The following is a 22,412-nucleotide window of genomic DNA, read 5'->3' on the forward strand; positions in this document are numbered from 1 at the left end:
GCGCGACCTGAGCGGTCGCCGCTTGCTGCACCCTTCCGACCTGGGCCCGCCGTGGCATCGCCGCAGGCGCCGTACGTACGAAATGGAGCATCCAAGGATGGCTCGACACCTGGTAACCAGCGCTCTTCCCTACATCAACGGGATCAAGCACCTGGGCAACATGGTCGGGTCGATGCTTCCGGCGGATGTGTACTCCCGGTACCTCCGCCAGCGTGGCCACGACGTCCTCTACATCTGCGCGACCGACGAGCACGGAACGCCGGCCGAGCTGGCGGCCAAGGCGGCAGGGCTGTCGGTGGCGGAGTTCTGCGCGCAGGCCCACGACGACCAGAAGGCCGTCTACGACGGCTTCCAGCTGGCCTTCGACTACTTCGGGCGCAGTTCCTCGCAGCAGAACGTCGAGATCACGCAGCACTTCGCGCGCCGGCTCCACGAGAACGGCTTCATCGAGGAGCGGGATATCCGTCAGGTCTACTCGCCCGTCGACGGCCGCTTCCTCCCCGACCGGTACGTCGAGGGCACCTGTCCGCACTGCGGTTACGACAAGGCCCGGGGCGACCAGTGCGAGAACTGCACCCGGGTGCTCGACCCGACCGACCTGATCGACCCGCGCTCGGCGATCAGCGGTTCCACGGAACTGGAGGCCCGCGAGACGAAGCACCTGTTCCTGCTCCAGTCGAAGCTCCAGCACGAGGTCGAGGCGTGGGTGGCGCTCCACGAGGAACAGTGGCCGCAGTTGTCGTCCTCGATCGCCCGCAAGTGGCTGACCGAGGGCCTGCACGACAGGGCCATCACCCGGGATCTGGACTGGGGTGTACCGGTCCCGGCCGACACCTGGCCGGAGCTGGCGGCCGAGGGCAAGGTCTTCTACGTCTGGTTCGACGCCCCGATCGAGTACATCGGCGCGACGAAGGAGTGGTCGGACGCGGCCCCGGACGGTGAGGTCCGCGACTGGAAGTCGTGGTGGTACGAGGCCGACGACAGCGTGCGCTACACCCAGTTCATGGCCAAGGACAACGTCCCCTTCCACACGGTGATGTTCCCGGCCACCGAACTCGGCGTCCGCGAGCCGTGGAAGAAGGTCGACGTCGTCAAGGGTTTCAACTGGCTGACGTACTACGGCGGGAAGTTCTCCACCTCCCAGAAGCGGGGCATCTTCACCGATGCCGCCCTGGAGACGCTGCCCGCGGACTACTGGCGCTATTTCCTGATCGCCAACGCCCCCGAGTCCGACGACTCCTCCTTCACCTGGGAGCACTTCGCCGCCACGGTCAACAAGGACCTGGCCGACACCCTCGGCAACTTCGTCAACCGCGTGCTGTCCTTCTCCCGCAAGCGCTTCGGGGACGACGTCCCCGCGGGCAACGCGGCAGGCGAGGCGGAGGCACGACTCGGCGAGGAGATCACGCGGCTGCTGGCCGAGTACGAGGAGCACATGGAGGCCCTCCAGTTCCGCAAGGCCGGGGCCGCGCTGCGCGCCCTGTGGTCGGCAGGAAACTCCTACCTGGAGGAGAAGGCCCCCTGGCTGGAGATCAAGACCGACCCGGAAGGTGCGGCCCTGACCCTGCGCACGGCGATGAACCTCATCCACCTCTACGCGATCGTCTCCGAGCCGTTCATCCCGGCTTCGGCCGCCGCGATGCGCGGTGCTTTCGCCCTGGAGAGCGACACCGCGACCTGGGTGACCGCCGAGCCGGCCACGTCTCTGGACGCCGTCCCGGCCGGCACACCGTTCACCGTGCCGCCGGTCCTCTTCGCGAAGATCACGGAGGAGGACCTGGAGTCCTACCGCGAACGCTTCGGCGGAGCCGACGCCTGAGCCAGGATCCGCTTCCGTCGGCGATCACGATGGGCTGAGGGCCCCGAGGGGCTCTCAGCCGTCGAGAGGTTGCCGGAGGGCGTCCTCACGCGTCGGGCAGCAGCCCCGCGCCCTGCGAGCCATCTCGCCGAATCATCGAAACACCCTCACCGCTTCGGGGGCCGATGGGGCGCCGCCTTCCACTCTCGGCTCCCAAGAAGCCTCCGGAAACCACTCAGGGGCCTGATCCACTTAGTGGATCAGGCCCCTGACCTGGTGTTTCAGCTGTCGGGGTGGCGGGATTTGAACCCACGACCTCTTCGTCCCGAACGCGATTCCGAGGGCAGTCGACCTCGTGGGGTGCCCGACTAGCTTGGGCTGGCAGTCCTCGATCTGTCCGTGGCCGTCCAGGGAAATACGCCGCTTGCTAAGGCGGTTGGCCCCCCGTTTGGCCCCCGCTGAGGTGCTGGGACGGCGCGATCAGCTGCCCACAGGCTGCCATTGCCCGCAGCTTTCGCTGTTGAAGGAGTAGTCGCTTCCGAGGATGGTCACTTGGACCCGCTTCGCAGCAGTGACGAAGTTGTTGTCGATTGTCTCCCCGTTGGCGTCGGTCCTTTCCCAGTAGCATCCGTCAACGTCGGTGACGTAGTAGGTGCCGGGTTTGATGTCAGAGCCCACGCGGTAGACGCCGTCGCTGAAGACCCGCCCCTCGTCTTCAAGCTTGTTGCGTTTCGCAGCGCCTCCAACCAGCTTTTCGACCTTTTTCTTGTCTGGGTGGTCCGGGCACAGAAGCAAGGCGCCTCGCACTTCCGCGAGCTGGTCCTTGGAGCCTGCCTGCTGGAGGTACGACCAGCTCTCCGAGCCAGACTGCGCGCAGATGCCATACAGGATGGCGAGGCTGTCGAGGTCCCCCTCATCTCCGTATGCGACCTGCAGCGACTTCGTCTCCGTGTCGCTCATCTCCGTGCCGCTGAGGGTGGCGTCGCACAAATCCTGCTCCTCCGCCCACGCCTCCTCCACGGTGGAGTAGTACTCGCCAGAGCAGTCGATCTCGTCCACCGCGACAGGATCGGGCGCGTCGACGACCTCCTTCTCCTCAGACGGGCTCTCAGCAGCTTCGGTGGCCACCGTGCTTGCCGTCTTCTTTGAATCGGAATGCTGAGTCTCTTCCGGCGCGCCGGAACACCCTGCAACCAAGAGGCCCACTGCCACAACGAGCATGATCTTCTTCATTTTGCCCCCCATACGCACCGAGGCACTCAGATCTCCCCTGCTGGCACCCCGGTTACGGGGCACAATAGACGAACAGCGCTTACTCGAGGAGGCCTTCCGGACCATAAGGACAGCCCCCGACCGGCACTACCCGGGGTCCAGCGAGCAGCCACGTGAGACATCCTCTTTAGTCCTCGGCGTTCAACGCTCTCCGGGCGGCGAACTGGAATTCGCTGCCTGGGACTCGCTTCGCCTTCGCCGCCTGTCGATAGCGTGCATCACACGCTTCGATCAGCCCTGTTCCTTCACTGCGCGCGGCCTTGTGCCAGTCCATCCCGGCCCCGTCCAATGCGGACATGGCATGCCTGAGCGAATCGGCTGCTTCCGCTACGGGACCTGGGCCGGCGACGGTCACGGAGGCCACGGCCGTACTGAACCGCATCCATGCGGCATGGGCTGCTGCAGCAGATTCCTGCCACTGCTCTGGAGTGCTGGTCGCGTCGCGCAGCTGGTCTGCAACTCTCCACCAAGCCGCAGAGAGCTGCTTCGAAGCGTCTATCAAAGTGCCGTAGGCGTCACGGCGGGTCGCTTCCAGTCGGATCTCCCGGTCCACCTGCTGCTGCCGCCGTTGTTGAGCGGTCTGGCTCATGGCGCTCAGCCAACCACCGCCCAACCCCCCTACAGTGCCCATCGCTGCACCGATAACTGCCGCTAGCGCTGCGTCCATGAAGCGGTATTAGAGCGTTCAAGGCGTGCTGACGCCAGACCGCTTAGAGGCGCAACCGCCTGACTGCCCGCTCTCCGTTCGCGAATCTGGCTTTATTCGCGAGTGCGTGGGCCCGAGCCGAGGAGCCCGCCAAGGCTGGCTGAGCCGGCATCCGCGTACACCTATTGCGCTGATCCTGCCGACCTGAACAGCGGGCACGGCCAGTGACATCAGTGCTCATCGTTCAGTAGCGAATACATGAACATGTCCCGCCGGTCGGCCCCCACCTGCTGCCAGCCCCGCAGCAGCCCCTCACGTTGGAACCCCGCGCGCTCGGCAGTGCGCACGGAACCTGTGTTCCACGGCTCGACATACAGCTCAAGCCGAGGAATCCGCAGCTCGCTCAAGGCCCAGCCGGCGACGGCGCTGACCGAGGCAACGGCCGCCCCCTGCCCACGCGCCGACTTAACGACCCAGTAGCCCAACGATGCTCGACCCTGCCCCAGGTCCTTCAGCCACAGCCCCACATTCCCGACCGGCCGACCATCAGCGCTCACGATGACGAACGGATACCCAGTCCTCTCGGTCGCCCGACCCCACTGCCGCTCGACGAACGCGACAGCTGCCGACTCCGAATAGGGCGCGGGCACCGTCGTGATCAACGGGATGTAATCGTCCTCGGACGCCTCGCGGACAAGCTGAAGATCCGAAAGGCGCCACGGCCGAAGACTGAACCGCGCACCAGCAGCGAGTTCGGGCACGTCAAGTGGTTGCTCCATCCGCCCATCCTGCCGTGACGCAAGACCGGCCGCACGCAGATGTTCGCGCACGTTCCGCGCTCTGCTTCCCCATAGTCCGGAAAGGGCCCTCGCAGTCGCCCGCTCTCTGGCCGTGCGGCTCACCGCTGCCGGGCACTACGTGGTCATCCGCCACCGGGACATGGCTTTAATCGCGAGCCCGTCCCACGGCCAGTAGATGCGAACTGGCAGCGAGCAATTCGGGGTACGGCTCGGCCATGCGGGCCGCCTCCATGGCCGAAGCGATCAGCTCATCCGTGGGCCCCTCACCCGGCTGTTGCTCGGCTGTCTTCACGAGCGACCACGCGGGGCCCTCGATCCCAAAAACCTGCACGTCAGTCAGTCCGGACGTCACCAGCTCTGAGGCCAATTCCTCAGCCCTGTGGAAGTAGGACAGGGTGAACCCTCGCACTCCGTCGTAGACGGCTGTCTCAAGAATCTTGGAGACGGAGTCGCGGATTCGCTCTTTGTGGAGGTGGGCGTACGTCACGTGCTCAAAGAGCGAGGCATACCGGTTGATCGCAGCCGCTGCGACCAGCCCGCCCGGCCTCACTACGCGGTGGGCCTCTGCCAGCGCGGTACGACGGTCCTCGGCGTCGGGCAGGTGATACAGCGGCCCGAGGAGCTGCACAACGTCGAAACTGTCGTCCGGCTCACTCAGATCGCGGGCGTCTCCCACGACCGCCGAGCACACGGCTGACGCGCTTTCGACATGGCGCGGCACCGGGTCCACCAGTGTCACGTCGTAGCCGTCCTTCACCAGCCATTCGGCATGAATCCCGGTCCCCCCGCCCACGTCGAGCACGCGGGCCGGCGCAGGGGGCAGAAACCGTCGGAGAAGCTCTTGAGTCCTTTCCAGCTCCATCCGTCCGTCTGCCGAGCTGCGCAGGCGGCTGTCCTCGTTCACCGTCTCGCCATAGAACCGCATCACGGAGGGAGCCAATTCGAGATTCGACATGTTCGCAGTATCGTGTGTACCGGTGGACCAGTCCAGTGTGCGAGGTAGAGGAAGCCATGGCTGTTCTGAAGTACGAGGAGATCGCTGAGTCGCTTCGGGCCCGCATCGCCGCAGGTGAATTCGCTCCTGGCGAGACCATCCCGTCCGGCCGCGACCTGGCCGAACAATGGGACGTGTCACGGGCGACCGCCATCAAGGCGGTGGACGTGCTGCGCAACGACGGCGTCGTGGTGGGCAAGCAGGGGACTGGGTTCGTCGTAACGGAGACACCCGTGGCGCGCCCCGCCGGCGCCCGCCGGGCCGGGTCCGCGCGCATCTTGGGCGGGATGCCGTTCCTGCGGATCGGCACCCCCGACTGGGCCGAACCTCCCACGCACGTCGCCAACGCTCTTGGGCTCGCGCCGGGAGTCCAGGCGCTCCGTCGCGCCCGCGTCCTCCAGCTCCCGGACGGAAGCCCGAACAGCTGCGTGGAGGCGTGGTTCCCGCCCGAGATCGGAGAGGCGGCCCCCCGCCTCTCCGATACCGCTCCCATTGCCGAGGGAACGACTCGCTACGTCCGTCGACAGACCGGACGCTTCCCGGTCGAAGGAGTAGATGTCACCACCGTGCGCCTGGCCACCGACGTGGAGGCGGAGCGGTTGAGGATCGCGGAGGGGAGCCCGGTTGCGGTTCTTCTGCACACGGCGCATGACCAAGCGGGGCGCCCGTTGGTCTGCGAAGAGGGCGTCACGCCTGCCTCCCTCTTCGAGCAGGTGGATAGCTACGCGATGTAGAAAGGCACTCAAATGGGAGCTGGACCGGTCTGCCGGTCCAGCTTTTTTGATGCTTCGTCACGCCGCTTGACCTGCGACAACGAACCAGACCGCTCAGCAACTCAAATTTCATCGCTTGACTGGACCGGTCCACCGGTCCAGTCTCTTGGTGTGGCCACAGCCCAATCCGGAACTTTCGGAGTGGGTCGATCGCGTCACGCCTACAACTCCACAGCGTGATCCACCGCAGCACGACGGCCGTGACCGTTCCGGCCGAGGCGAGTGGAGACCAGCCGATCGAGACCGGGCCCGGTGTCACAACCGGGCCCCACCCCTCCGTGTGGGGGACACGCCATCGGCTTTAAAGAACCGCTACGGCACACCGACTGCGACGACCTCCGGGATCTCGGACCTCCCCGGAGCGAACAGCGCCGTGCGAATCGGAGATCCGAAGTACCAGCGCTCACGGTGCCCGGCATTCGGGCCCGCCTCTTCGGCGGGCTGCGGTGTCGGGTCGCCGTGGTCGCTCGTAGCCACGAACGACCCGCAGACGGCACGCGGCCCCGGTGGGCAAACACCGGGGCCGCTTTCGAGCCGTACCACCTGCTAGGGAGAAAACGACTCATGAAGCACATCGCTGCACTTCAGAACCTTGTTACGGCGGCCTCGCTCGATGGTGAGCCGTCGGGCGCCGAGCTGGACGCGATCGAGCTGGAGATGCCCGTCATCCGGGCGGAAGTCGAGCTGCTGGACGCGCAGATCATGACCCTGGACCGCGAGGCGAACGAGCTGGACGAGCGGCGTATCCGGCGGGCCCGCCGCCGGGTGCTCGCCGCCCGCCGGGAGCTGACGAACCGCGCCGGCTCCGGGGCGGTGGCGTGATGAACCGGACTGGCAAAACGCTGCTCGTCCTCGCCCTGGTCGCCGTGGTCGGTATGGCCTTCCGGGTGTCCTGGAACGCACTGCGCGACGTCGCCACCGCAGTTGGCGCGGACGAGACCGCCGCGACGCTCTACCCGTTCGTGGTCGACGGCCTTATGGCGCTCGCCCTGATCGCCACCCTCGTGCTCGTCGGCAAGGACAAGACGTTCGCGCTGCGGGTGCTGGCCGCCTACGCGCTCGCCTCGCTCGTCCTGAACTACGTCCACGGGCTCGTCCCCGAGCTGCACGGCGGATCGGTCGACTGGGGTCGACTGGCCGACTGGGGCCCCGCGAACTGGGCCCTGGTGCTGCTCGCCACGTCGCTGCCGGTCGGGTCGATCTACTTCGGCTCCGATCTGGTTGCGAAGGTGTTGCATCACCGACCGATCGAGACCACCCCGATCGGCGAATGGGTTGGTACATCAACAAATCGGTCTACTGCTGACCTGGAAGAGTCGACCGCCGCCCCCGTCGCGGTGGTCGAGACTCCTGCCGCGCTTCCTGCGTCCGTCTCCCTCGATCTGGTCGAGCTCGCCCCGGTGCGGTTGGTTGCTGCCGAGTCGGCCCGGCCGCGCGGGGCGACCGGTCGTGTGCCGGACGCTGCCCGCTCCGCCCGACCGGTCCGGACGGCTGATGAACTGCTTGACGAGGCCCGATCGGCTACCGCCGACTGGGCGGTCGCCGATCTGACCGCCGAGGGCATCCGAAAGGCGGTCCGCACCTCTCCGGCCAAGGCCCGTGTGCTGCGCGAGACCCTGCGAGCCGAGCGGACTGCCGCACCGGTTGAGGCGTCGGCCTGATGGCCACGCTCCCCGCATACGCGTGGCGCCTGGCCCCGGACGGATATGCGACCCGCCGCCAGCTCCGGGCGATGGGGTTACGGCCCGGCGGGCAGGACGTCGCCGCTGAACTCCGGCGGCCCCGCAAGCGGCGTGGGCCGCTGGTCGCCTACCTGTACCGCATCGACTTGGCCAAGCCCGTACGGCCCATGACGCGGGGCCGTGCCGCAGCGCTCGCCAAGGCGATGCGAGCGCGCCGCACCTGCCCCAACTGCCGCCGCGACGCCGGGTACTGCATCCCGCCCTCGCTCGGCATGTGCGTGCCCTGCGACTCCGCAAGCCAGACCGCCGCCTGAACTTCCCTGCCTTGAAGGAGTAGGTCCGTGGAATCCCTGCCCGTTCACGCTCAGGTCGTCCAGCTCCCGGACGGCACCTACACCTACGCCGACGCGGCCCACCTGCCCGTACAGCAGCAGACCGGACCGCAGATCGTTCACCAGCACATCCACCAGGCCCCGCCGGACCGGACGGTGCAGCGGATCGCGCTCGGTTCCGGTGTCGGTGCCGGGGCGGTCGCGGCTGGCGTCTACTTCGGCCCGCTGCTCGTGGGTGTCCTGACCGCGATCGCCGCCAACTTGGCGATGCTCGCGTTCCTTGCCGCAGTCCTTGTCTGGGGCGTGACGACTCTCGTGAAGTCGGTGGGCGGTTCGGACGGCAAGGCCGCCGCCAAGACGGTCCGCCGGTCCCGCCGGCGCTGACTGCCCGCTGTCCGTCCGGTCTCGTACCGGGCGGGCGGGGGGCCGGACAGCCTGGCCCCGCATCACCGAAGCCGTGAGCGCCCCGTAGAGCCCTTGACCCCCCTCGCGGGTGGGGTTGAGACCCTCAGGCCGTGTTCGGCCACCAGGGACCCAGTAGCGACGCTGCGTGACATAAGTTTCGCGTCTCGCGCGCGCACGCGTAGGGCCCCCTGAAGGAAACCAGGAAACCGGAAACTCTGTAACTCCCCGTGTTCATAGGTGTGGTGACGGGCCGTCGCATGGCCCGTCACCACCGACTCACAGACATGAGAGGAACCTCCCCGTGAGCCACGCATCAGCCTGGCAGACACAACGCAAGTACGCCGCCACCGCCGCCCGCTGGAGCCACGAACGCTGGCACACCGAGTCCGAGCGCCGCCGCACCCTGCGAGCCGAGCGCCGCCCCATGGTCGGAGACGCCCGCCGCGCCGTTGCCCAGGCGCGCGCCATAGACCCGCAGGGCGTCACGTCCCTCGTTCACCGGGCGGAGCGCGAGCTGGCCACCGCCAAGCGCCGCGTCCCTGACCCCATGTGGCTGTTCGCGTCCAAGACGGCACTCTCCATCGGCGCGGCCGGGTACGTCGGCCTGCCGCTCGTTCCCGGCCGGGTGTGGATGTGGTCGGCCATCGCGGTGACCGTGGCCGTGGTCGGCGCGATCGTGTGGGCGGCTACCCATCGGCCGGCCAAGCCCGACATCGAGCCGACCGCCGAGGAACGCGACCTGCTCAAGCGGCTGCAGCCCGAGCACTGGCGCGACCACGCCGAGCAGCGCGGCCTGGCCGGGACCATCACCGGACGGCCGACGCTCACGGAGTCGGGCATCACGGTCGCGGTGCGGCTGGACGGCAAGTGGACTCCGGGCAAGCTGGCCGACGCCGAGGGCAACGTGCGGGCGCTCCTGGGATGCCGGACCGCGCTGCGCATGGAGATTCAGGCGGGCGAGCGCGGCGGATGGGGAACCATCACGCTCAGGACCCGTCTCGCAGCCGACGGTGCGCGCATGGACTGGACGCCGGACGCCCTGGGGATCGGACTGGACACCGTGACCGGCAAGCCGGTCGAGATCCCACTCGACAACCGCCTGACCGTGGCCGGCGCTTCCGGCTCCGGCAAAAGCTGGTCGTCCCGGCCCCACATGGCCCGCGCCCACATCACGGGTGACCTGGTGTTCGTCGACGGCAAGGGCGAAGAGGCCACCATCTGGGAACAGGTCTGCCGTACAGCCGTCGAGCCGGAAGAGATCCGCACGACCGTGGCCGAGGTCCACGCGGAGATGAACCGCCGGAAGGTGGACATGAAGCGCCGGGGCCTGTCGGTCTGGGACGGGCAGCAGCTCACCCTGTTCGTGGACGAGGGCCGCGTGATCCTCGCGCTCAAGGACAAGGCCCTGACGCAGCAGCTCATCGACATCAGCGCACTGGGCCGCTCCCGTGGCGTGGTCCTGAAGTGGGCGACGCAGTACCCGGTGACCTCCGGGGACGCCCCCGGTATCCACGCACAGATCGCGGCGAACACCGACAGCCGGTTCGCCCTGCGGGTCAAGAACCTCACCCACGCCCAGGTCGCCCTGGACGACGACGCGGACTACGGCCCGCACCTCATCCCCGCGGTGAAGGACATGCGTGGCCACGGATACCTCGGAGGCCACGGCCCCCACCTGATCCGGACGTGGACGATGACAGATGACATGGTCAAGGCCCTCCCGACGAAACGCTGGCACGGGCCGGTCGACACCACGACCGCAGAGGGCCCGTCCCTCCGTCTCGTGAAGCAGGCGCCGACCGATGCTCCGGACAGCACGGAAGCGCGAGTGCTCGCCGTGGTCACCGCAGCCGAGCAGCCGATCCGGCAGAAGGAACTGGCCGAACAGACCGGTCTCTCCAAGGGAACCGTGTCCAAGGTCGTCAAGCGCCTCGCGGACTCCGGGCACATCACCCGGAACGCCGACGGCGGGCTCACCGCCGACGAGGCCGCCTGACCCAGGGAGGCCAGTCATGCCGCTGCTCGACTGGCGCGAAGCCCGGCACTTCGACCCTTCCCGCGACCTTCCCTGCGTGCTGTGCCACCGCCCCACACCGATGCGCTCCCACGACCGCGAACCGGTCCACAAGGTGTGTGTGCCGAGGACTGGTGCGACCAGAACCCCAACTCCAATCGCTTCCACAGCTGAACACCGAGAGCGGCCCCCGTCTCACGCCAATGATCTGGGGCCGCTCTCGTCTGCCAGCACTCTTCACAGAACTGGAGATATTCAGCATGACCCATGAACGCAAGACTGCGCTGCTCTGCGCAGCCTTACAGGCAGCCGATCGTGGTTGGTACGTCCACCCTCTGCGGCCTGGCGGCAAAGCCCCCGCACTGCACGGAGAGGAATACTGCACCGGCGCCGGTGCCTGTGCGGCTGGTCATCAGAAGTGGGAGCAGCGCGCCACTCTGGACGATGACCGTATCCGTGGTGCGTGGTCGGTCCGGCCGTTCAATGTCGGTCTCGCGCCGGGGCCGTCGGGGCTGGTCGTCGTCGATCTTGACATGCCCAAGGCTGAAGACGATGCGGACACACCTAGCGGTGTGGATTCCTTCAAGGCGCTCTGCGAGCGCGCCGGGCAGGCTGTCCCCGCCACCTACCGGGTGCGGACTCCCAGCGGTGGAATGCACCTGTACTTCACCACCCCACCCGGCATCCAGCTCCCCAGCAGCAAGGGCAAGCTGGCCAAGCGGATCGACACCCGCGCATGGGGCGGCAACGTCGTCGCCCCCGGCAGCACCGTGAACGGCCAGGCATACGAGGTCACCGACCCCGCCCCCGTCACCGAACTCCCCGCATGGCTGCTGACCGCTCTTACCCCCGGCCCGCAGCCCGCACCGCCGGTACGCATCCACGTGCGCCGGTGCGGCAACAGGGCCGCCGAAGTGGCGCTGGAACGCGAGACCGTGGCCGTTGCCACCGCATCGGAGGGCGACCGCAACGAGCAGCTGCTCAGGAGCGCCCGCGCCGTGGGCCGTTTCGTCGCATGGGGCGACCTGCCCCGGCACGAGGTGGAGCAGGCTTTTCAGGCCGCGGGCGAGTCGGCCGGACTGTCGGCTGCCGAGTGCCGCTCCACCGTGCGCAGCGCCCTCAACTGGTCTATTCGGACCTGCCGGCCGAGGGAGACCGCCGCATGAGCCGTCAGCAACGCCCGGACCTGAAAAGCCTTCCTGCCACCCCTACCGGCCCCGGCATCGCCGAACGAGCCCCGGCCGCATCCGGCAGTGGAGCGCTGAAGGTCGTCGGCCGTCAGGCCGTCCCCATTGCTGTTCTCCCTGACCCGCGCACGTCCACCCCGAACGGCTTCTGCCCCGGGCTTGATCTCCGTGGCCTGGAGCGGGGCGGATTCCCGGTGGCCGACTGGCTATGCGCCTGCGGCTGTCACGAACGGGCCCGCGGCCGGAAGGCAGTCACCGAACTCACCACCCGCGTACGCGTCGGACAGTGCCCGCACAACGCCGCCGACCAGGCCAGGAGGAACGCCGCATGACTGCCCCCGTACAGACCACGGCACCCGTCGACGGGGCCGTGCTGCTCGCCGAAGTGGAGCGGTTCCACCGCCGGTTCAACGTGTTCCCCCGCGAGGCTGCCTATGTGGCCGTCGCCCTGTGGGACGCGCACGCCCATCTCCTGGATGCGTTTGACTCCACCCCCCGACTCGCGTTCCTTTCCCCGGAACCGGGCTCGGGCAAGTCCCGCGCATTGGAGGTGGTGGAGACTCTGGTGCCGCGTCCGATGCTGGCGGTGAATGCACGGGCTGCTGCACTCTTCCGGTCCGTCTCCGACCCGGTCGGACGGCCCACGATCCTGTTCGACGAGATCGATACCGTCTTCGGTCCGAAGGCCGGGGACAACGAGGAACTGCGCGGCTTCCTGAATGCCGGACACCGCCGCTCCGGAGTCACCTACCGGTGCATCGGGGATGGGGGGAATCAGACGGTGGTGGAGTTCCCCTCCTACACCGCGGTTTCCGTCGCTGGGCTCGGCTACCTGCCGGACACGATCACCACCCGGTCCGTCATCATCCGTATGCGGCGCCGTGCGAGGAACGAGAAGACCGAGCCGTTCCGGGCCCGGCTGCACGAGGCCGAGGGCCACAAGCTGCGGGACCGGCTCGCCCAGTGGGCCGACCAGGTCCGCGACGACATCGCGGGCAGGTGGCCCGAGATGCCCGACGGTGTCACCGACCGGCCCGCCGATGTGTGGGAGCCCCTGCTGTCCGTCGCGGACGCGGCCGGCGGTGACTGGCCCGAGCGCGCCCGCACGGCCTGTGTGGAGTTGGTCAACGCGGCCAGGGCTGATGACAAGGGCAGTCTCGGTATCCGCCTGCTCACTGACCTACGGGACTACGTCATGGCGGGCATCGACCGCATGCCGACCGTCGCCATCCTGGACCGGCTGTGCGCGCTGGACGAGGCCCCGTGGGCGGACATGAGTGGCCGGCCGCTCGACTCCCGGAGCCTGGCGAAGATGCTCGGGGAGTACATGACGACCGAAAACACCCCGGTCAAGGCACGGAACATCAAGTCCGCCGGGACCGTCCTCAAGGGCTACTACGCCGCCGATCTCCACGACGCGTGGCAGCGGTACTGCCCCCCACCCCCCTCAGGGGCCGCTACCTCCGCTACCTCCGCTACCTCGCAGGTCAGCGGCCTGGAAAAGGTAGCGGCAACCCCCTTTCCGTCCGCTACCTAAGCGCTACCCGCTACCGGCCCCGTGCCCGCAGAGGCCGGGGCCGGTAGCGGATTCATCCGCTACCGCTACCCCTATCCGCTACCTCGATCATGCCCCTGACCAGGGCGGTAGCGGAGGTAGCGGAGGTAGCGGACCTGACAGGAAGGGGCCCCGGCCCCGCTTGGACGCACGTTGAAGGGGAGAACGCCTCCATGGCCACGGCACCGACCGCATCTACTCCGCAATGCCGACTCCACCGCGTGGAAGCCGCCGCCGAAATGCTCGGGGTCAAGCGCTCGACCGCCTACGAAGAGATCCGCCGAGGGCGCCTCCGCACTGTTCAGGTGGGCCGCCGTCGCTTGGTTCCGACGGAGTACGTCGAGGAGTACATCGAACTCCTCAAGAGCGAATCCGCCGCCTGAATCTCAGCCCTTCGCGAGGCCGCGCCACCTTGGCGCGGCCTCACCCATGAAAGGAACAGCCGGAGTGACGACGAATCCGAAGCCCGCTCGCAGGGCGGGGCATGGTGAAGACACGATCTATTGGGATGGGGCGAAGAACCGGTTCGTGGGCGCCGTCTCGCTCGGTTATGCGCCGGACGGTAGACGCCTGCGGCCCAAGGTGTACGGCAAGACCAAGACCGAGGTACGCGGCAAGATCCGAGAGCTGAAGAAGGAAGTCGAGGCCGGCGCACGTACGCCCGCGAACTACACGGTCGCCAATGCCGTGAACGACTGGCTTGAGCGGGGGCTGAAGGGTCGCGACGAGCAGACCGTAGGTAAGAACCGCACGCTCGCGACCAAGCATCTGATCCCGTTCGTAGGCCGAGCGAAGCTGAAAGATCTCAGTGCCGACGATGTAGACGACTGGCTGACAGGACGGGCCGAAGAGCTGGCTACCAGAACGCTTCGGGATGTCCTCGCCGTCCTGCGCCGGTCGATCGAGCACGCGCAGCGACGCGACAAGGCGGTGCGGAACGTAGCCGCACTCGTCACCGCGCCAGAGGGGCGGCCGGGGCGACCGAGCAAGGCGCTGAACCTGGAGCAAGCCAAGGCGGTTCTTGTGGCCGCACGAGGCTCGCGGCTGTATGCCTACCTCGTGCTCTCGCTCCTTAGCGGGGTCCGCACGGAGGAAGCTCGCCCACTCACGTGGGACCACGTCTATCTCGCGACGGAGAACGGGGTCCCGCCGCATGTTGCGGTATGGCGATCTGTTCGACGGCACGGGGAGACCAAGACCCGGAAGAGCCGGCGGACGATTGCCCTGCCGAAGCAGGTGGTGGAAGTCCTCGAAGAGCACCTGCGCTGGCAGAAGCAGGAGCGGGGATCCCATGGGATCGAGTGGAGCCCCGCGGGTCGCGTCTTCACCACCAGAAGCGGCGAGCCCCTCGACGCTGCCAACGTGCGCCGTGACTTCCGGGCCATCGTGGTGAAAGCGGGCCTCGAGCCAGAGTGGACGCCCCGGGAGCTCCGGCACAGCTTCGTGTCGCTGCTCTCCGATCACGGCATTCCGCTGGAACGGATCGCGCTGCTGGTGGGGCACAGCAGCCAGGCGACCACAGAGGCCGTCTACCGCAAACAGCTCCGCCCCGTGATCACGCAGGGGGCTGAGGCGATGGATGAGATCTTCGAGTTCGGAGCCACGCGCTCCGACAGCGAGGCTTGATCAAAACCCTTTGGCCCCCGGTTTGGCTCCCTAGGCATGACAAAGGGCACGTACGAAATTTCGTACGTGCCCTTTGACCTGGTGTTTCAGCTGTCGGGGTGGCGGGATTTGAACCCACGACCTCTTCGTCCCGAACGAAGCGCGCTGCCAAGCTGCGCTACACCCCGATCGCCGCCGGTGTCCTGGCGACATCGATTACTTTAGCCCACCCACGCCCGGAGACGAAATCCGGTTTCTGCCCCGGCACGCACCACGTCCCGGGAGGCTGCGTGGGCCGTCAGTCGCGGGGTGCCAGCGTCAGCAGGGTCGCCTCGGGCGGGCAGGCGAAGCGGACCGGGGTGTAGCGGTTGGTGCCGCAGCCTGCCGAGACGTGGAGGTAGGCGCGCCGGTCGCCGACCGTGTGGCTGGAGAGGCCCTTGACCCGGTCCGTGTCCAGGTCGCAGTTGGTGACCAGAGCCCCGTAGAAGGGGATGCAGAGCTGGCCGCCGTGCGTGTGGCCCGCCAGGATCAGGGGGTAGCCGTCGGCGGTGAAGGCGTCGAGGGAGCGCAGGTACGGGGCGTGCACCACGCCGATCGAGAGGTCGGCACCCGTCTCCGGGCCGCCCGCGACCTCCGCGTACCTGTCCCGCTTGATGTGCGGGTCGTCGAGACCGGTGAAGGCGATCTCCAGGCCGTCGACCTTGAGGCGGCCCCGGGTGTTGCTCAGCCCCAGCCAGCCGGCCTCGTCGAACGCGTCGCGCATCGGCTCCCACGGGTTGTGCACGACGCCGACCGCCGGGGCATTCCCGTTGAGACCGTGCTTTCCCTGGGTCTTCTCGAGGAGGTAGAGGGCCGGGTTGCGCAGCTTGGGGCCGTAGTAGTCGTTGGAGCCGAAGACGTACACACCCGGGAAGTCCATCAGCGGACCGAGTGCGTCCAGCAGCTCCGGCACGGCCTTCGGGTCGGAGAGGTTGTCTCCTGTGTTCACGACGAAGTCGGGGCGCAGGCCGGCCAGCGAGTGCAGCCAGCCGCGCTTCTTGCGCTGGCCGCTCACCATATGGATGTCGGAGACCTGCAGTACGCGCAACGGACGTGCCCCGCGCGGGAGAACGGGGATCGTGACGCGGCGGAGCCGGAACGATCGAGCCTCGAAACCTGCCGCGTAGACGAGACCGGCGGCGCCGACCGCTGCGCCGACTGCCGTGACTTTCAGGGGTACTCCGTAGCGTGCGCGCATGCGCCCATCGTCGCAGACACCGTGCGGTCCGCGGAAAACCGGCGGGCGTTCCGCATCCCGCACCTGCCACAATCAGCACATGACCACGCTCAAGTCCAAGCTCAAGGAAGACCTCACGACGGCCATGAAGGCGCGTGACGAGCTGACCTCGTCCACGCTCCGGCTGACCCTCACCGCGATCACGAAGGAGGAGGTCAGCGGCAAGACGGCGCGTGAGCTCTCCGACGCCGAAGTGCAGAAGGTGATCGCCAGGGAGGCGAAGAAGCGCCGCGAGGCGGCGGAGGCCTTCGCCCAGGGCGGCCGGACGGAGCAGGCCGAGCGCGAGCGGGCGGAGGGCGAGCTGCTCGACGCCTACCTGCCGAAGCAGCTGAGCGACGACGAGCTGGGTGCGATCGTGACGGCGGCCGTCGACGAGGCGAAGGCCGCCGGCGCCGAGGGGCCGCGGGCCATGGGCGCCGTCATGAAGATTGTGAACCCGAAGGTCGCGGGGCTTGCCGACGGCGGCCGGGTGGCGGCCGCGGTGAAGAAGCTCCTCGCGGGCTGAGACGGCAGTTCCGTACCTGCGCGAAGGCGGGGTGGACCGGATGTTCCGGTCCGCCCCGCCTTCTGTCTTCTGCGTGGACGGATGCTGCGTCCAGAGGTCAGGGGCCGGTCTGGCCGCCGTTGGTCTGGCCGCGGGGTGTCCCGTCGTTTCCGCCGATCGTGCCCGGCGTGATGGTGATGCCTGGGAACGGGGTGGTGTTGCCGGGCTTGTTCTTGCCGTCGTCGCGGTTGTCGTGCCTGCCCCTGCCCCTGCCTCCGCCCCAGTCCTCGCCCTCGTCCTCGTCATCCCGGGGGTCCGGGATGTCGACGGTGGTGAAGGGTGGTGCAGGCTGGCCGGCGAGGGCGTTCGTCATGGCGTCCCGCCAGATCGGTCCGGGGACCTCACCGCCGTACACCTGGGCCCGGTACACGCCACCGATGGTGATCTGCTCCATCTCGACGCTCTGGGACGGGCTGCCGACCCAGACCGCACCGGACATGTTCGGCGTGTAGCCGACGAACCAGGCGTTCTTACGGGCATCGGTCGTACCCGTCTTGCCCGCGTTGTCGCGGTTCTGGAGACCGGCCTCCCGGCCCGTACCGGAGTCGACGACGCCGCGCAGCAGAGTGTTGATGGTGTCGGCCGTCGTCTGCGACATCGCCTGCGTGCAGGTGGTCTTCGGCACGGGGAGGGAGTCGCCGTTCGCCGTCTTCACCGACTCGATGGCGATCGGCGTGCAGTACGTGCCGCGGTTGGCGAACGCGGCGTATGCGCTGGCCATCGTCAGCGGCGAGAGACCGTTGGAGCCGAGGGTCAGCGCGGACGGGTTCTGCGGCAGCTTGGTGCCGTCGCCCTGCACCACGCCCAGCTTGTCGGTCATGTGCGAGACCGGGCACATGCCGATGTCCTGGAGCATCTGGACGAAGTAGGTGTTGACCGACATCGCCATCGCGTCCTTCAGTGCGTACGGCCCCTCCTCCGACTCGCTCTCGTTCTCCAGGTGATACCTCGGCACGCTGTTGTTGACCCACGGCTTGCCGCAGGTCTGGACCGTGTCCGGGTAGTCCATCTCGTACGGCGCCGAGTACATCTGCGTCGCCGGTGTGCCGCCCTCTATGGCCGCGGCGGCGAGGAACGGCTTGAACGTCGATCCGGTCGGGAAGCCGAAGTTCGAGCCGCCCATGTCCTTGTTGACCGAGTAGTTGTACTGGGTCTCGTTCTGCCCGAGGCCGTACGGCTTGGACTGGCCCATGCCCATGATCTTGCCGGTGCCCGGCTGGACCAGGGTCACGGCGGTGGCGACCTTGTCCGTCTTGTAGACGTGACTCCTGATCGAGTCCTGCACGCCCTGCTGGGCCTGCGGGTCGAGCGTGGTGCGGACCGTGAGGCCGCCCCGGTTCCAGATCTTGGCGCGGTCCTCCTTGGTCTTGCCGAAGGCCGGGTCGGTGAGGAAGACCTGGCGCACGTAGTCACAGAAGAAGCCGGCCCCGCTGACGGCGGTGATGCAGCCGTTCTTGGGCTTGCTGACGTTCAGCTTGATCGGCGTCGACTGCGCCTTCTTCGCCGTGGCCTGCGAGATGTCCCCGACATCCGCCATGCGCTGGAGCACGGTGTTGCGACGCTTGGTCGCCTCCTCCGTGTCGTTGACCGGGTCGTAGCGGCTCGGTGACTGCACGAGGCCGGCCAGCAGCGCGGCCTCCTCCAGCTTCAGGTCCTTCGCCGACTTGGAGAAGTACCGGTGGGAGGCGGCCTCGATGCCGTACGCCTGCTGTCCGAAGAAGGTGATGTTGAGGTAGTTCTCCAGGATCTTCTTCTTGCCGAGCTCTTCCTCGACCTGGATCGCGTACTTCAGCTCCTGGACCTTGCGGCCGATCGTCTGCTGGGTGGCCTGCGCGACCTTGTCCGGGTCGTCGCCCGCCTCCTCGACGAAGACGTTCTTCACGTACTGCTGGGTGAGGGTCGACGCGCCCTGCGCGGTCCCGCCCGACTGCACGTTGCGGTTCATCGCGCGCAGGATGCCCTTGAGGTCGACCGCCCCGTGCTTGTAGAAGCGCGCGTCCTCGATCGCGACGATCGCCTTCTGCATGTACGGGGAGATGTCCTTCAGCGGGACGACGGTGCGGTCGCGCGAGTAGACCGTGGCGATCGCCCCGCCCTTGCTGTCCAGGATCGTGGTGCGCTGGCTCAGCGGCGGCGTCTTGAGATTGGCCGGGATCTCGTCGAATCCCTCGACCGTCCCCTTGGCGGCGAGCCCCAGAGCCCCGGCGGCCGGCAGCGCGATGCCCGCGAGCACGACCCCGGAGAGTGCGGCGACACCGAGAAACTTGGCGGCCTGCTGGGTCGCGGTGAGACCCCCGCCCGAGCGGTTCTTTGGCATGGGGGCAGCCTACGTTCTCATTCGCCGGACAGGCGTACAGGCATTGGCCTAAGCTGCTCCCAACTGTCACAGCAGTCCCGTTGGGTATCAACCCCCATGCATGACCCGGCGTTGGTCCGTTCACGACCCGAGGCGCTCCCGAATTCGCCTGGTGTGTCATCGAACGTCCGTTGTGACCTAGGCGATCTGTCCCGATTTTGGCGGGATGGTCGCGGATGTCGCCACCTCACTCCCCTGGGTGATCTGCCGCGTACGCATAGTCCGTTCGGGCCATTCAAGATTGGGCCCGAAGGGGGTGTTGTGCTGTCACCACTTTCCGTAACGTCCTCAACTGGCAGCGGTGAATATGCCGCTACCGCCGTGGGGGAGCCTCGATTCGGGAGAGGACGGCGCCGTGATGGGCTGGGTAACCGACTGGAGTGCGCAGGCAGCCTGCCGCACTACCGATCCGGATGAACTGTTCGTACAAGGGGCAGCGCAGAACAGGGCCAAGGCGGTGTGCACCGGATGCCCGGTGCGGACCGAATGCCTGGCCGATGCGCTGGACAATCGCGTCGAGTTCGGCGTGTGGGGCGGAATGACCGAGCGGGAGCGTCGCGCACTGTTGCGCAGACGGCCCACCGTCACGTCCTGGCGCCGGCTGCTGGAGACCGCTCGCAGTGAGTACGAGCGGTCCACAGGCATCCTGCCGGTGGCCATCGGTCTGGATGACGACGAACTGCACGAGACGTTCGCCGCCGTGGGGTAGTCGGCGAGGGCGACTAGCCCTTTCAGGTGGTCACGCAGCTCCGGCCGGAGCAGAACCGGTCGCGAGCCGATCACCGATGGCTCGCAGCCCTGCGAGGTCATGGACATCACCGGGCAACGCGGCGACTTCGGTCACGGCGACCTCGGGGTGCAGTGCGGTGAAGCGGTCGCGGGTGCGCTGCTCGCGTGCGACGACCTGCATGCGCTCAGCATGCAGTCGCAGCAGACCTGCGGTCAGCTGCTCCACGGAGACGGCTTCAGCCTCGGTCTCGGGTTCGGACGCGGGTTCGTGCTCAGGGGCTTCGGTGTGCGCGGAACGGGCGGGGGAGGGCGGCGACTCGGGATCTTCGGGAGAGGTGACCACCGAGTCGGCCGGGTCACGAAGTCCAGCCTTCCCGGCCGCCTGATCCACAATGCCGATGTCATCAAGATTTTCTGCGGCCGCCAGGGCGCGCTCGGCGGAGAGCCGAGCGGCGTCGCTGCCATGGACCCGGTTGAGGACCAGACCGGCCAGCGGCATCTCCTCCGCGGCCAGCCGCTCCACGAAGTACGCGGCCTCGCGCAGCGCATCGCGTTCCGGGGTCGCGACGACGAGGAACGCCGTGCCGGGGGCCTGCAGCAGCTTGTACGTGGCATCGGCGCGGGTCCGGAAGCCGCCGAACATGGTGTCCATCGCAGCGACGAACGTCTGTACGTCACGCAGGAACTGACCGCCCAGCAGCTTGCCGAGAGTCCCGGTCATCATCGACATGCCGACGTTGAGGAACTTCATCCCGGCCCGGCCGCCCATCTTCGCCGGAGCCATCAGCAGCTTGATGAACTTCCCGTCCAGGAACGAGCCGAGACGTTTCGGCGCGTCCAGGAAGTCCAGTGCGGAACGCGAAGGCGGAGTGTCGACGATGATCAGGTCCCACTCGTCACGCGCCCTCAGCTGCCCGAGCTTCTCCATCGCCATGTACTCCTGCGTGCCCGCGAAACCGGCCGACAGGGACTGGTAGAAGGGGTTCTCCAGGATCGCGCGGGCCCGCTCGCCGTCCGCGTGCGCCTCGACGATCTCGTCGAAGGTCCGCTTCATGTCGAGCATCATGGCGTGCAGTTCCCCGGCGCCCTCGCCGTCGATGCCCGGCACCCGGCGGGGGATGTTGTCCAGTGAGTCGATGCCCATGGACTGCGCGAGCCTGCGGGCCGGGTCGATGGTGAGGACGACGACCTTCCGGCCGCGCTCGGCCGCCCGTACGCCGAGCGCCGCCGCGGTCGTGGTCTTGCCGACCCCGCCCGAACCGCAGCACACGACGATCCGGATGTCCTGGTCGTCGAGCAGCGCGTCGGCGTCCAGGGCGGGGGCGGCCGGAACGGGCACGGCGGCTGTGCCGGTCTCCGTTCCCTCGGCGGCACCCGTCTTCGTACTCGCTGTCATGAACCCACCCCTTGCCCCGCTCCTTCGCCCACGCCCTGTTTGCGGAGTTCGACCGCCAGGTCGTACAGCCCGGGCAGGTCCACGCCCTCGCCGATCAGCGGGAGTTCGTTCGTCGGCAGATCGAGACCCGCGAGCACCGCACGTTGTTCGCGCTCCAGCTCCACGCGCTGGGCATGCTCGGCGGCCTGCTCGACCAACGGCCTCACGAGCGCCGCGGAACCGGTCACGCCGGCCCGGGTGAGCGTCTTCGCGATCTCCCTGCGGCGGCCGCCCGACGCGGTACGCAGTGCGTCCTCGTCCAGCAGATGCGGTCGCACCATGTTCACGATGACCCTGCCCACCGGCAGTTCGGCCGCCCGTAGCTCCGCGATGCCGTCCGCGGTCTCCTGGACCGGCATCTCCTCCAGCAGCGTCACCAGATGGACCGCCGTCTCGGGAGACTTCAACACCCGCATCACAGCCTGCGCCTGATTGTGTATCGGACCGATCCGGGCCAGCCCCGCCACCTCGTCGTTCACGTTGAGGAAGCGCGTGATGCGGCCGGTCGGCGGCGCATCCATGATCACGTAGTCGTAGCTGTACCGGCCTTGCTTGTCCTTGCGCCGTACGGCTTCGCAGGCCTTGCCGGTCAGCAGCACGTCCCGCACACCGGGCGCGATGGTGGTGGCGAAGTCGATCGCGCCGAGCTTCTTGAGCGCCCGCCCCGCGCTGCCGAGTTTGTAGAACATCTGGAGGTAGTCGAGAAGCGCGCGCTCCGCGTCGATCGCGAGGGCGTACACCTCGCCGCCGCCCGGCGCGACGGCGATCTTGCGCTCCTCGTACGGAAGGGACTCCGCCTCGAAGAGCTGGGCGATGCCCTGCCTGCCTTCGACCTCGACGAGGAGGGTGCGCTTGCCCTCGGTCGCGAGGGCGAGCGCGAGTGCGGCGGCGACCGTGGTCTTACCGGTACCACCCTTGCCGCTGACGACCTGGAACCTGCTCACGTATTCGAGCCTAACCAGTCGAGCCGTGGGCTACGCACGAGGTCGTGCGTGCCAGGCATTACAGT

The 22,412-nt window shown here is 67.9% G+C and carries 22 protein-coding genes and 1 tRNA gene; 14 read left to right on the forward strand and 9 right to left on the reverse strand.

Annotated elements, in window-relative coordinates; genetic code table 11:
* Positions 1–97 precede the first annotated feature (97 nt).
* On the forward strand, positions 98–1,819 hold the full coding sequence (gene metG / locus ACFYP5_RS26490; protein WP_389040629.1) for a methionine--tRNA ligase: 1,722 nt from the start codon (positions 98–100) through the stop codon (positions 1,817–1,819).
* A gap of 459 nt (positions 1,820–2,278) precedes the next feature.
* Here metG and ACFYP5_RS26495 read toward each other — a convergent pair whose 3' ends face one another.
* The 4 genes from ACFYP5_RS26495 to ACFYP5_RS26510 all read right to left on the reverse strand — a co-directional run bounded on the left by ACFYP5_RS26495 (position 2,279) and on the right by ACFYP5_RS26510 (position 5,471).
* Positions 2,279–3,031, reverse strand: coding sequence for a hypothetical protein (locus ACFYP5_RS26495; RefSeq protein WP_389040632.1), 753 nt, complete (start codon positions 3,029–3,031; stop codon positions 2,279–2,281).
* Between the two features lie 166 nt (positions 3,032–3,197).
* Positions 3,198–3,659 (reverse strand): hypothetical protein, encoded by a 462-nt coding sequence (locus ACFYP5_RS26500; RefSeq protein WP_389040635.1) that lies wholly within the window; start codon positions 3,657–3,659, stop codon positions 3,198–3,200.
* A gap of 287 nt (positions 3,660–3,946) precedes the next feature.
* Complete coding sequence (locus tag ACFYP5_RS26505) at positions 3,947–4,495, reverse strand: GNAT family N-acetyltransferase (RefSeq protein WP_389040638.1); 549 nt, start codon at positions 4,493–4,495, stop codon at positions 3,947–3,949.
* A 166-nt stretch (positions 4,496–4,661) separates the two neighbouring features.
* Complete coding sequence (locus ACFYP5_RS26510) at positions 4,662–5,471, reverse strand: class I SAM-dependent methyltransferase (protein ID WP_389040640.1); 810 nt, start codon at positions 5,469–5,471, stop codon at positions 4,662–4,664.
* 56 nt (positions 5,472–5,527) lie between these two features.
* Here ACFYP5_RS26510 and ACFYP5_RS26515 point away from each other — a divergent pair, with 56 nt between their 5' ends.
* The 11 genes from ACFYP5_RS26515 to xerC all read left to right on the forward strand — a co-directional run bounded on the left by ACFYP5_RS26515 (position 5,528) and on the right by xerC (position 15,084).
* Positions 5,528–6,244: a GntR family transcriptional regulator gene (locus ACFYP5_RS26515; protein ID WP_389040643.1), complete on the forward strand. Its 717-nt coding sequence runs from the start codon at positions 5,528–5,530 to the stop codon at positions 6,242–6,244.
* A 603-nt stretch (positions 6,245–6,847) separates the two neighbouring features.
* Positions 6,848–7,105 (forward strand): DUF6284 family protein, encoded by a 258-nt coding sequence (locus ACFYP5_RS26520; RefSeq protein WP_389040646.1) that lies wholly within the window; start codon positions 6,848–6,850, stop codon positions 7,103–7,105.
* On the forward strand, positions 7,105–7,944 hold the full coding sequence (locus tag ACFYP5_RS26525) for a DUF2637 domain-containing protein (RefSeq protein ID WP_389040650.1): 840 nt from the start codon (positions 7,105–7,107) through the stop codon (positions 7,942–7,944). Before ACFYP5_RS26520 ends, ACFYP5_RS26525 begins: the two co-directional genes overlap by 1 nt.
* On the forward strand, positions 7,944–8,279 hold the full coding sequence (locus ACFYP5_RS26530) for an RRQRL motif-containing zinc-binding protein (RefSeq protein ID WP_389040653.1): 336 nt from the start codon (positions 7,944–7,946) through the stop codon (positions 8,277–8,279). The genes ACFYP5_RS26525 and ACFYP5_RS26530 overlap by 1 nt, the downstream gene beginning before the upstream one ends.
* Before the next feature lie 27 nt (positions 8,280–8,306).
* The gene (locus tag ACFYP5_RS26535) at positions 8,307–8,681 is read left to right on the forward strand and encodes a DUF6251 family protein (RefSeq protein WP_389040656.1); all 375 of its coding nucleotides are present in this window, start codon (positions 8,307–8,309) and stop codon (positions 8,679–8,681) included.
* A gap of 322 nt (positions 8,682–9,003) precedes the next feature.
* Entirely contained in the window at positions 9,004–10,698 is a 1,695-nt protein-coding gene (locus ACFYP5_RS26540) for a MarR family transcriptional regulator (RefSeq protein WP_389040658.1), read from the forward strand.
* A gap of 278 nt (positions 10,699–10,976) precedes the next feature.
* Positions 10,977–11,882: a bifunctional DNA primase/polymerase gene (locus ACFYP5_RS26545; RefSeq protein WP_389040661.1), complete on the forward strand. Its 906-nt coding sequence runs from the start codon at positions 10,977–10,979 to the stop codon at positions 11,880–11,882.
* On the forward strand, positions 11,879–12,235 hold the full coding sequence (locus ACFYP5_RS26550) for a hypothetical protein (protein ID WP_389040663.1): 357 nt from the start codon (positions 11,879–11,881) through the stop codon (positions 12,233–12,235). Before ACFYP5_RS26545 ends, ACFYP5_RS26550 begins: the two co-directional genes overlap by 4 nt.
* Positions 12,232–13,440: a DUF3631 domain-containing protein gene (locus ACFYP5_RS26555; protein ID WP_389040666.1), complete on the forward strand. Its 1,209-nt coding sequence runs from the start codon at positions 12,232–12,234 to the stop codon at positions 13,438–13,440. The genes ACFYP5_RS26550 and ACFYP5_RS26555 overlap by 4 nt, the downstream gene beginning before the upstream one ends.
* Positions 13,441–13,631: 191 nt before the next feature.
* Positions 13,632–13,841 carry a helix-turn-helix domain-containing protein gene (locus tag ACFYP5_RS26560; protein ID WP_355788592.1) on the forward strand — a complete coding sequence of 70 codons (210 nt, stop codon included), beginning with the start codon at positions 13,632–13,634 and terminating at the stop codon, positions 13,839–13,841.
* Between the two features lie 64 nt (positions 13,842–13,905).
* Entirely contained in the window at positions 13,906–15,084 is a 1,179-nt protein-coding gene (gene xerC / locus ACFYP5_RS26565) for a tyrosine recombinase XerC (protein WP_389040670.1), read from the forward strand.
* Between the two features lie 93 nt (positions 15,085–15,177).
* On the opposite strand, the gene ACFYP5_RS26570 is transcribed toward xerC, so the two are convergent.
* Positions 15,178–15,251, reverse strand: a tRNA-Pro gene (locus tag ACFYP5_RS26570).
* A gap of 110 nt (positions 15,252–15,361) precedes the next feature.
* Positions 15,362–16,300, reverse strand: coding sequence for a metallophosphoesterase (locus ACFYP5_RS26575; protein ID WP_389040673.1), 939 nt, complete (start codon positions 16,298–16,300; stop codon positions 15,362–15,364).
* Positions 16,301–16,379: 79 nt separating this feature from the next.
* Here ACFYP5_RS26575 and ACFYP5_RS26580 point away from each other — a divergent pair, with 79 nt between their 5' ends.
* Positions 16,380–16,844, forward strand: a complete 465-nt coding sequence (locus tag ACFYP5_RS26580) for a GatB/YqeY domain-containing protein (RefSeq protein ID WP_389040676.1) — start codon at positions 16,380–16,382, stop codon at positions 16,842–16,844.
* A 97-nt stretch (positions 16,845–16,941) separates the two neighbouring features.
* Here ACFYP5_RS26580 and ACFYP5_RS26585 read toward each other — a convergent pair whose 3' ends face one another.
* Positions 16,942–19,200 (reverse strand): transglycosylase domain-containing protein, encoded by a 2,259-nt coding sequence (locus ACFYP5_RS26585; RefSeq protein WP_389040678.1) that lies wholly within the window; start codon positions 19,198–19,200, stop codon positions 16,942–16,944.
* A 397-nt stretch (positions 19,201–19,597) separates the two neighbouring features.
* On the opposite strand from ACFYP5_RS26585, the gene ACFYP5_RS26590 reads away from it, so the two are divergent.
* Positions 19,598–19,948: a WhiB family transcriptional regulator gene (locus ACFYP5_RS26590; RefSeq protein ID WP_389040680.1), complete on the forward strand. Its 351-nt coding sequence runs from the start codon at positions 19,598–19,600 to the stop codon at positions 19,946–19,948.
* 30 nt (positions 19,949–19,978) lie between these two features.
* Here ACFYP5_RS26590 and ACFYP5_RS26595 read toward each other — a convergent pair whose 3' ends face one another.
* Together ACFYP5_RS26595 and ACFYP5_RS26600 are read right to left on the reverse strand one after the other, a co-directional pair.
* Complete coding sequence (locus ACFYP5_RS26595) at positions 19,979–21,364, reverse strand: ArsA family ATPase (RefSeq protein ID WP_389040682.1); 1,386 nt, start codon at positions 21,362–21,364, stop codon at positions 19,979–19,981.
* Positions 21,361–22,347: an ArsA family ATPase gene (locus ACFYP5_RS26600; protein WP_389040684.1), complete on the reverse strand. Its 987-nt coding sequence runs from the start codon at positions 22,345–22,347 to the stop codon at positions 21,361–21,363. The genes ACFYP5_RS26595 and ACFYP5_RS26600 overlap by 4 nt, the downstream gene beginning before the upstream one ends.
* Between the last annotated feature and the right edge of the window lie 65 nt (positions 22,348–22,412).

The organism is Streptomyces sp. NPDC005262 (genome assembly GCF_042872425.1).
Taxonomy (GTDB): Bacteria; Actinomycetota; Actinomycetes; order Streptomycetales; family Streptomycetaceae; genus Streptomyces.

Excerpts from the sequence above, each read along its gene's own strand:
- ACFYP5_RS26545 (WP_389040661.1), top strand. The coding sequence starts at position 10,977 with ATGACCCATGAACGCAAGACTGCGCTGCTCTGCGCAGCCTTACAGGCA.
- metG (WP_389040629.1), top strand. The coding sequence starts at position 98 with ATGGCTCGACACCTGGTAACCAGCGCTCTTCCCTACATCAACGGGATC.
- ACFYP5_RS26580 (WP_389040676.1), top strand. The coding sequence starts at position 16,380 with ATGACCACGCTCAAGTCCAAGCTCAAGGAAGACCTCACGACGGCCATG.
- ACFYP5_RS26510 (WP_389040640.1), bottom strand. The coding sequence starts at position 5,471 with ATGTCGAATCTCGAATTGGCTCCCTCCGTGATGCGGTTCTATGGCGAG.
- ACFYP5_RS26560 (WP_355788592.1), top strand. The coding sequence starts at position 13,632 with ATGGCCACGGCACCGACCGCATCTACTCCGCAATGCCGACTCCACCGC.
- ACFYP5_RS26590 (WP_389040680.1), top strand. The coding sequence starts at position 19,598 with ATGGGCTGGGTAACCGACTGGAGTGCGCAGGCAGCCTGCCGCACTACC.
- ACFYP5_RS26525 (WP_389040650.1), top strand. The coding sequence starts at position 7,105 with ATGAACCGGACTGGCAAAACGCTGCTCGTCCTCGCCCTGGTCGCCGTG.
- ACFYP5_RS26575 (WP_389040673.1), bottom strand. The coding sequence starts at position 16,300 with ATGCGCGCACGCTACGGAGTACCCCTGAAAGTCACGGCAGTCGGCGCA.
- ACFYP5_RS26520 (WP_389040646.1), top strand. The coding sequence starts at position 6,848 with ATGAAGCACATCGCTGCACTTCAGAACCTTGTTACGGCGGCCTCGCTC.
- ACFYP5_RS26595 (WP_389040682.1), bottom strand. The coding sequence starts at position 21,364 with ATGACAGCGAGTACGAAGACGGGTGCCGCCGAGGGAACGGAGACCGGC.
- ACFYP5_RS26500 (WP_389040635.1), bottom strand. The coding sequence starts at position 3,659 with ATGAGCCAGACCGCTCAACAACGGCGGCAGCAGCAGGTGGACCGGGAG.
- ACFYP5_RS26505 (WP_389040638.1), bottom strand. The coding sequence starts at position 4,495 with ATGGAGCAACCACTTGACGTGCCCGAACTCGCTGCTGGTGCGCGGTTC.
- ACFYP5_RS26550 (WP_389040663.1), top strand. The coding sequence starts at position 11,879 with ATGAGCCGTCAGCAACGCCCGGACCTGAAAAGCCTTCCTGCCACCCCT.
- ACFYP5_RS26515 (WP_389040643.1), top strand. The coding sequence starts at position 5,528 with ATGGCTGTTCTGAAGTACGAGGAGATCGCTGAGTCGCTTCGGGCCCGC.
- ACFYP5_RS26495 (WP_389040632.1), bottom strand. The coding sequence starts at position 3,031 with ATGAAGAAGATCATGCTCGTTGTGGCAGTGGGCCTCTTGGTTGCAGGG.
- ACFYP5_RS26585 (WP_389040678.1), bottom strand. The coding sequence starts at position 19,200 with ATGCCAAAGAACCGCTCGGGCGGGGGTCTCACCGCGACCCAGCAGGCC.
- ACFYP5_RS26555 (WP_389040666.1), top strand. The coding sequence starts at position 12,232 with ATGACTGCCCCCGTACAGACCACGGCACCCGTCGACGGGGCCGTGCTG.
- ACFYP5_RS26530 (WP_389040653.1), top strand. The coding sequence starts at position 7,944 with ATGGCCACGCTCCCCGCATACGCGTGGCGCCTGGCCCCGGACGGATAT.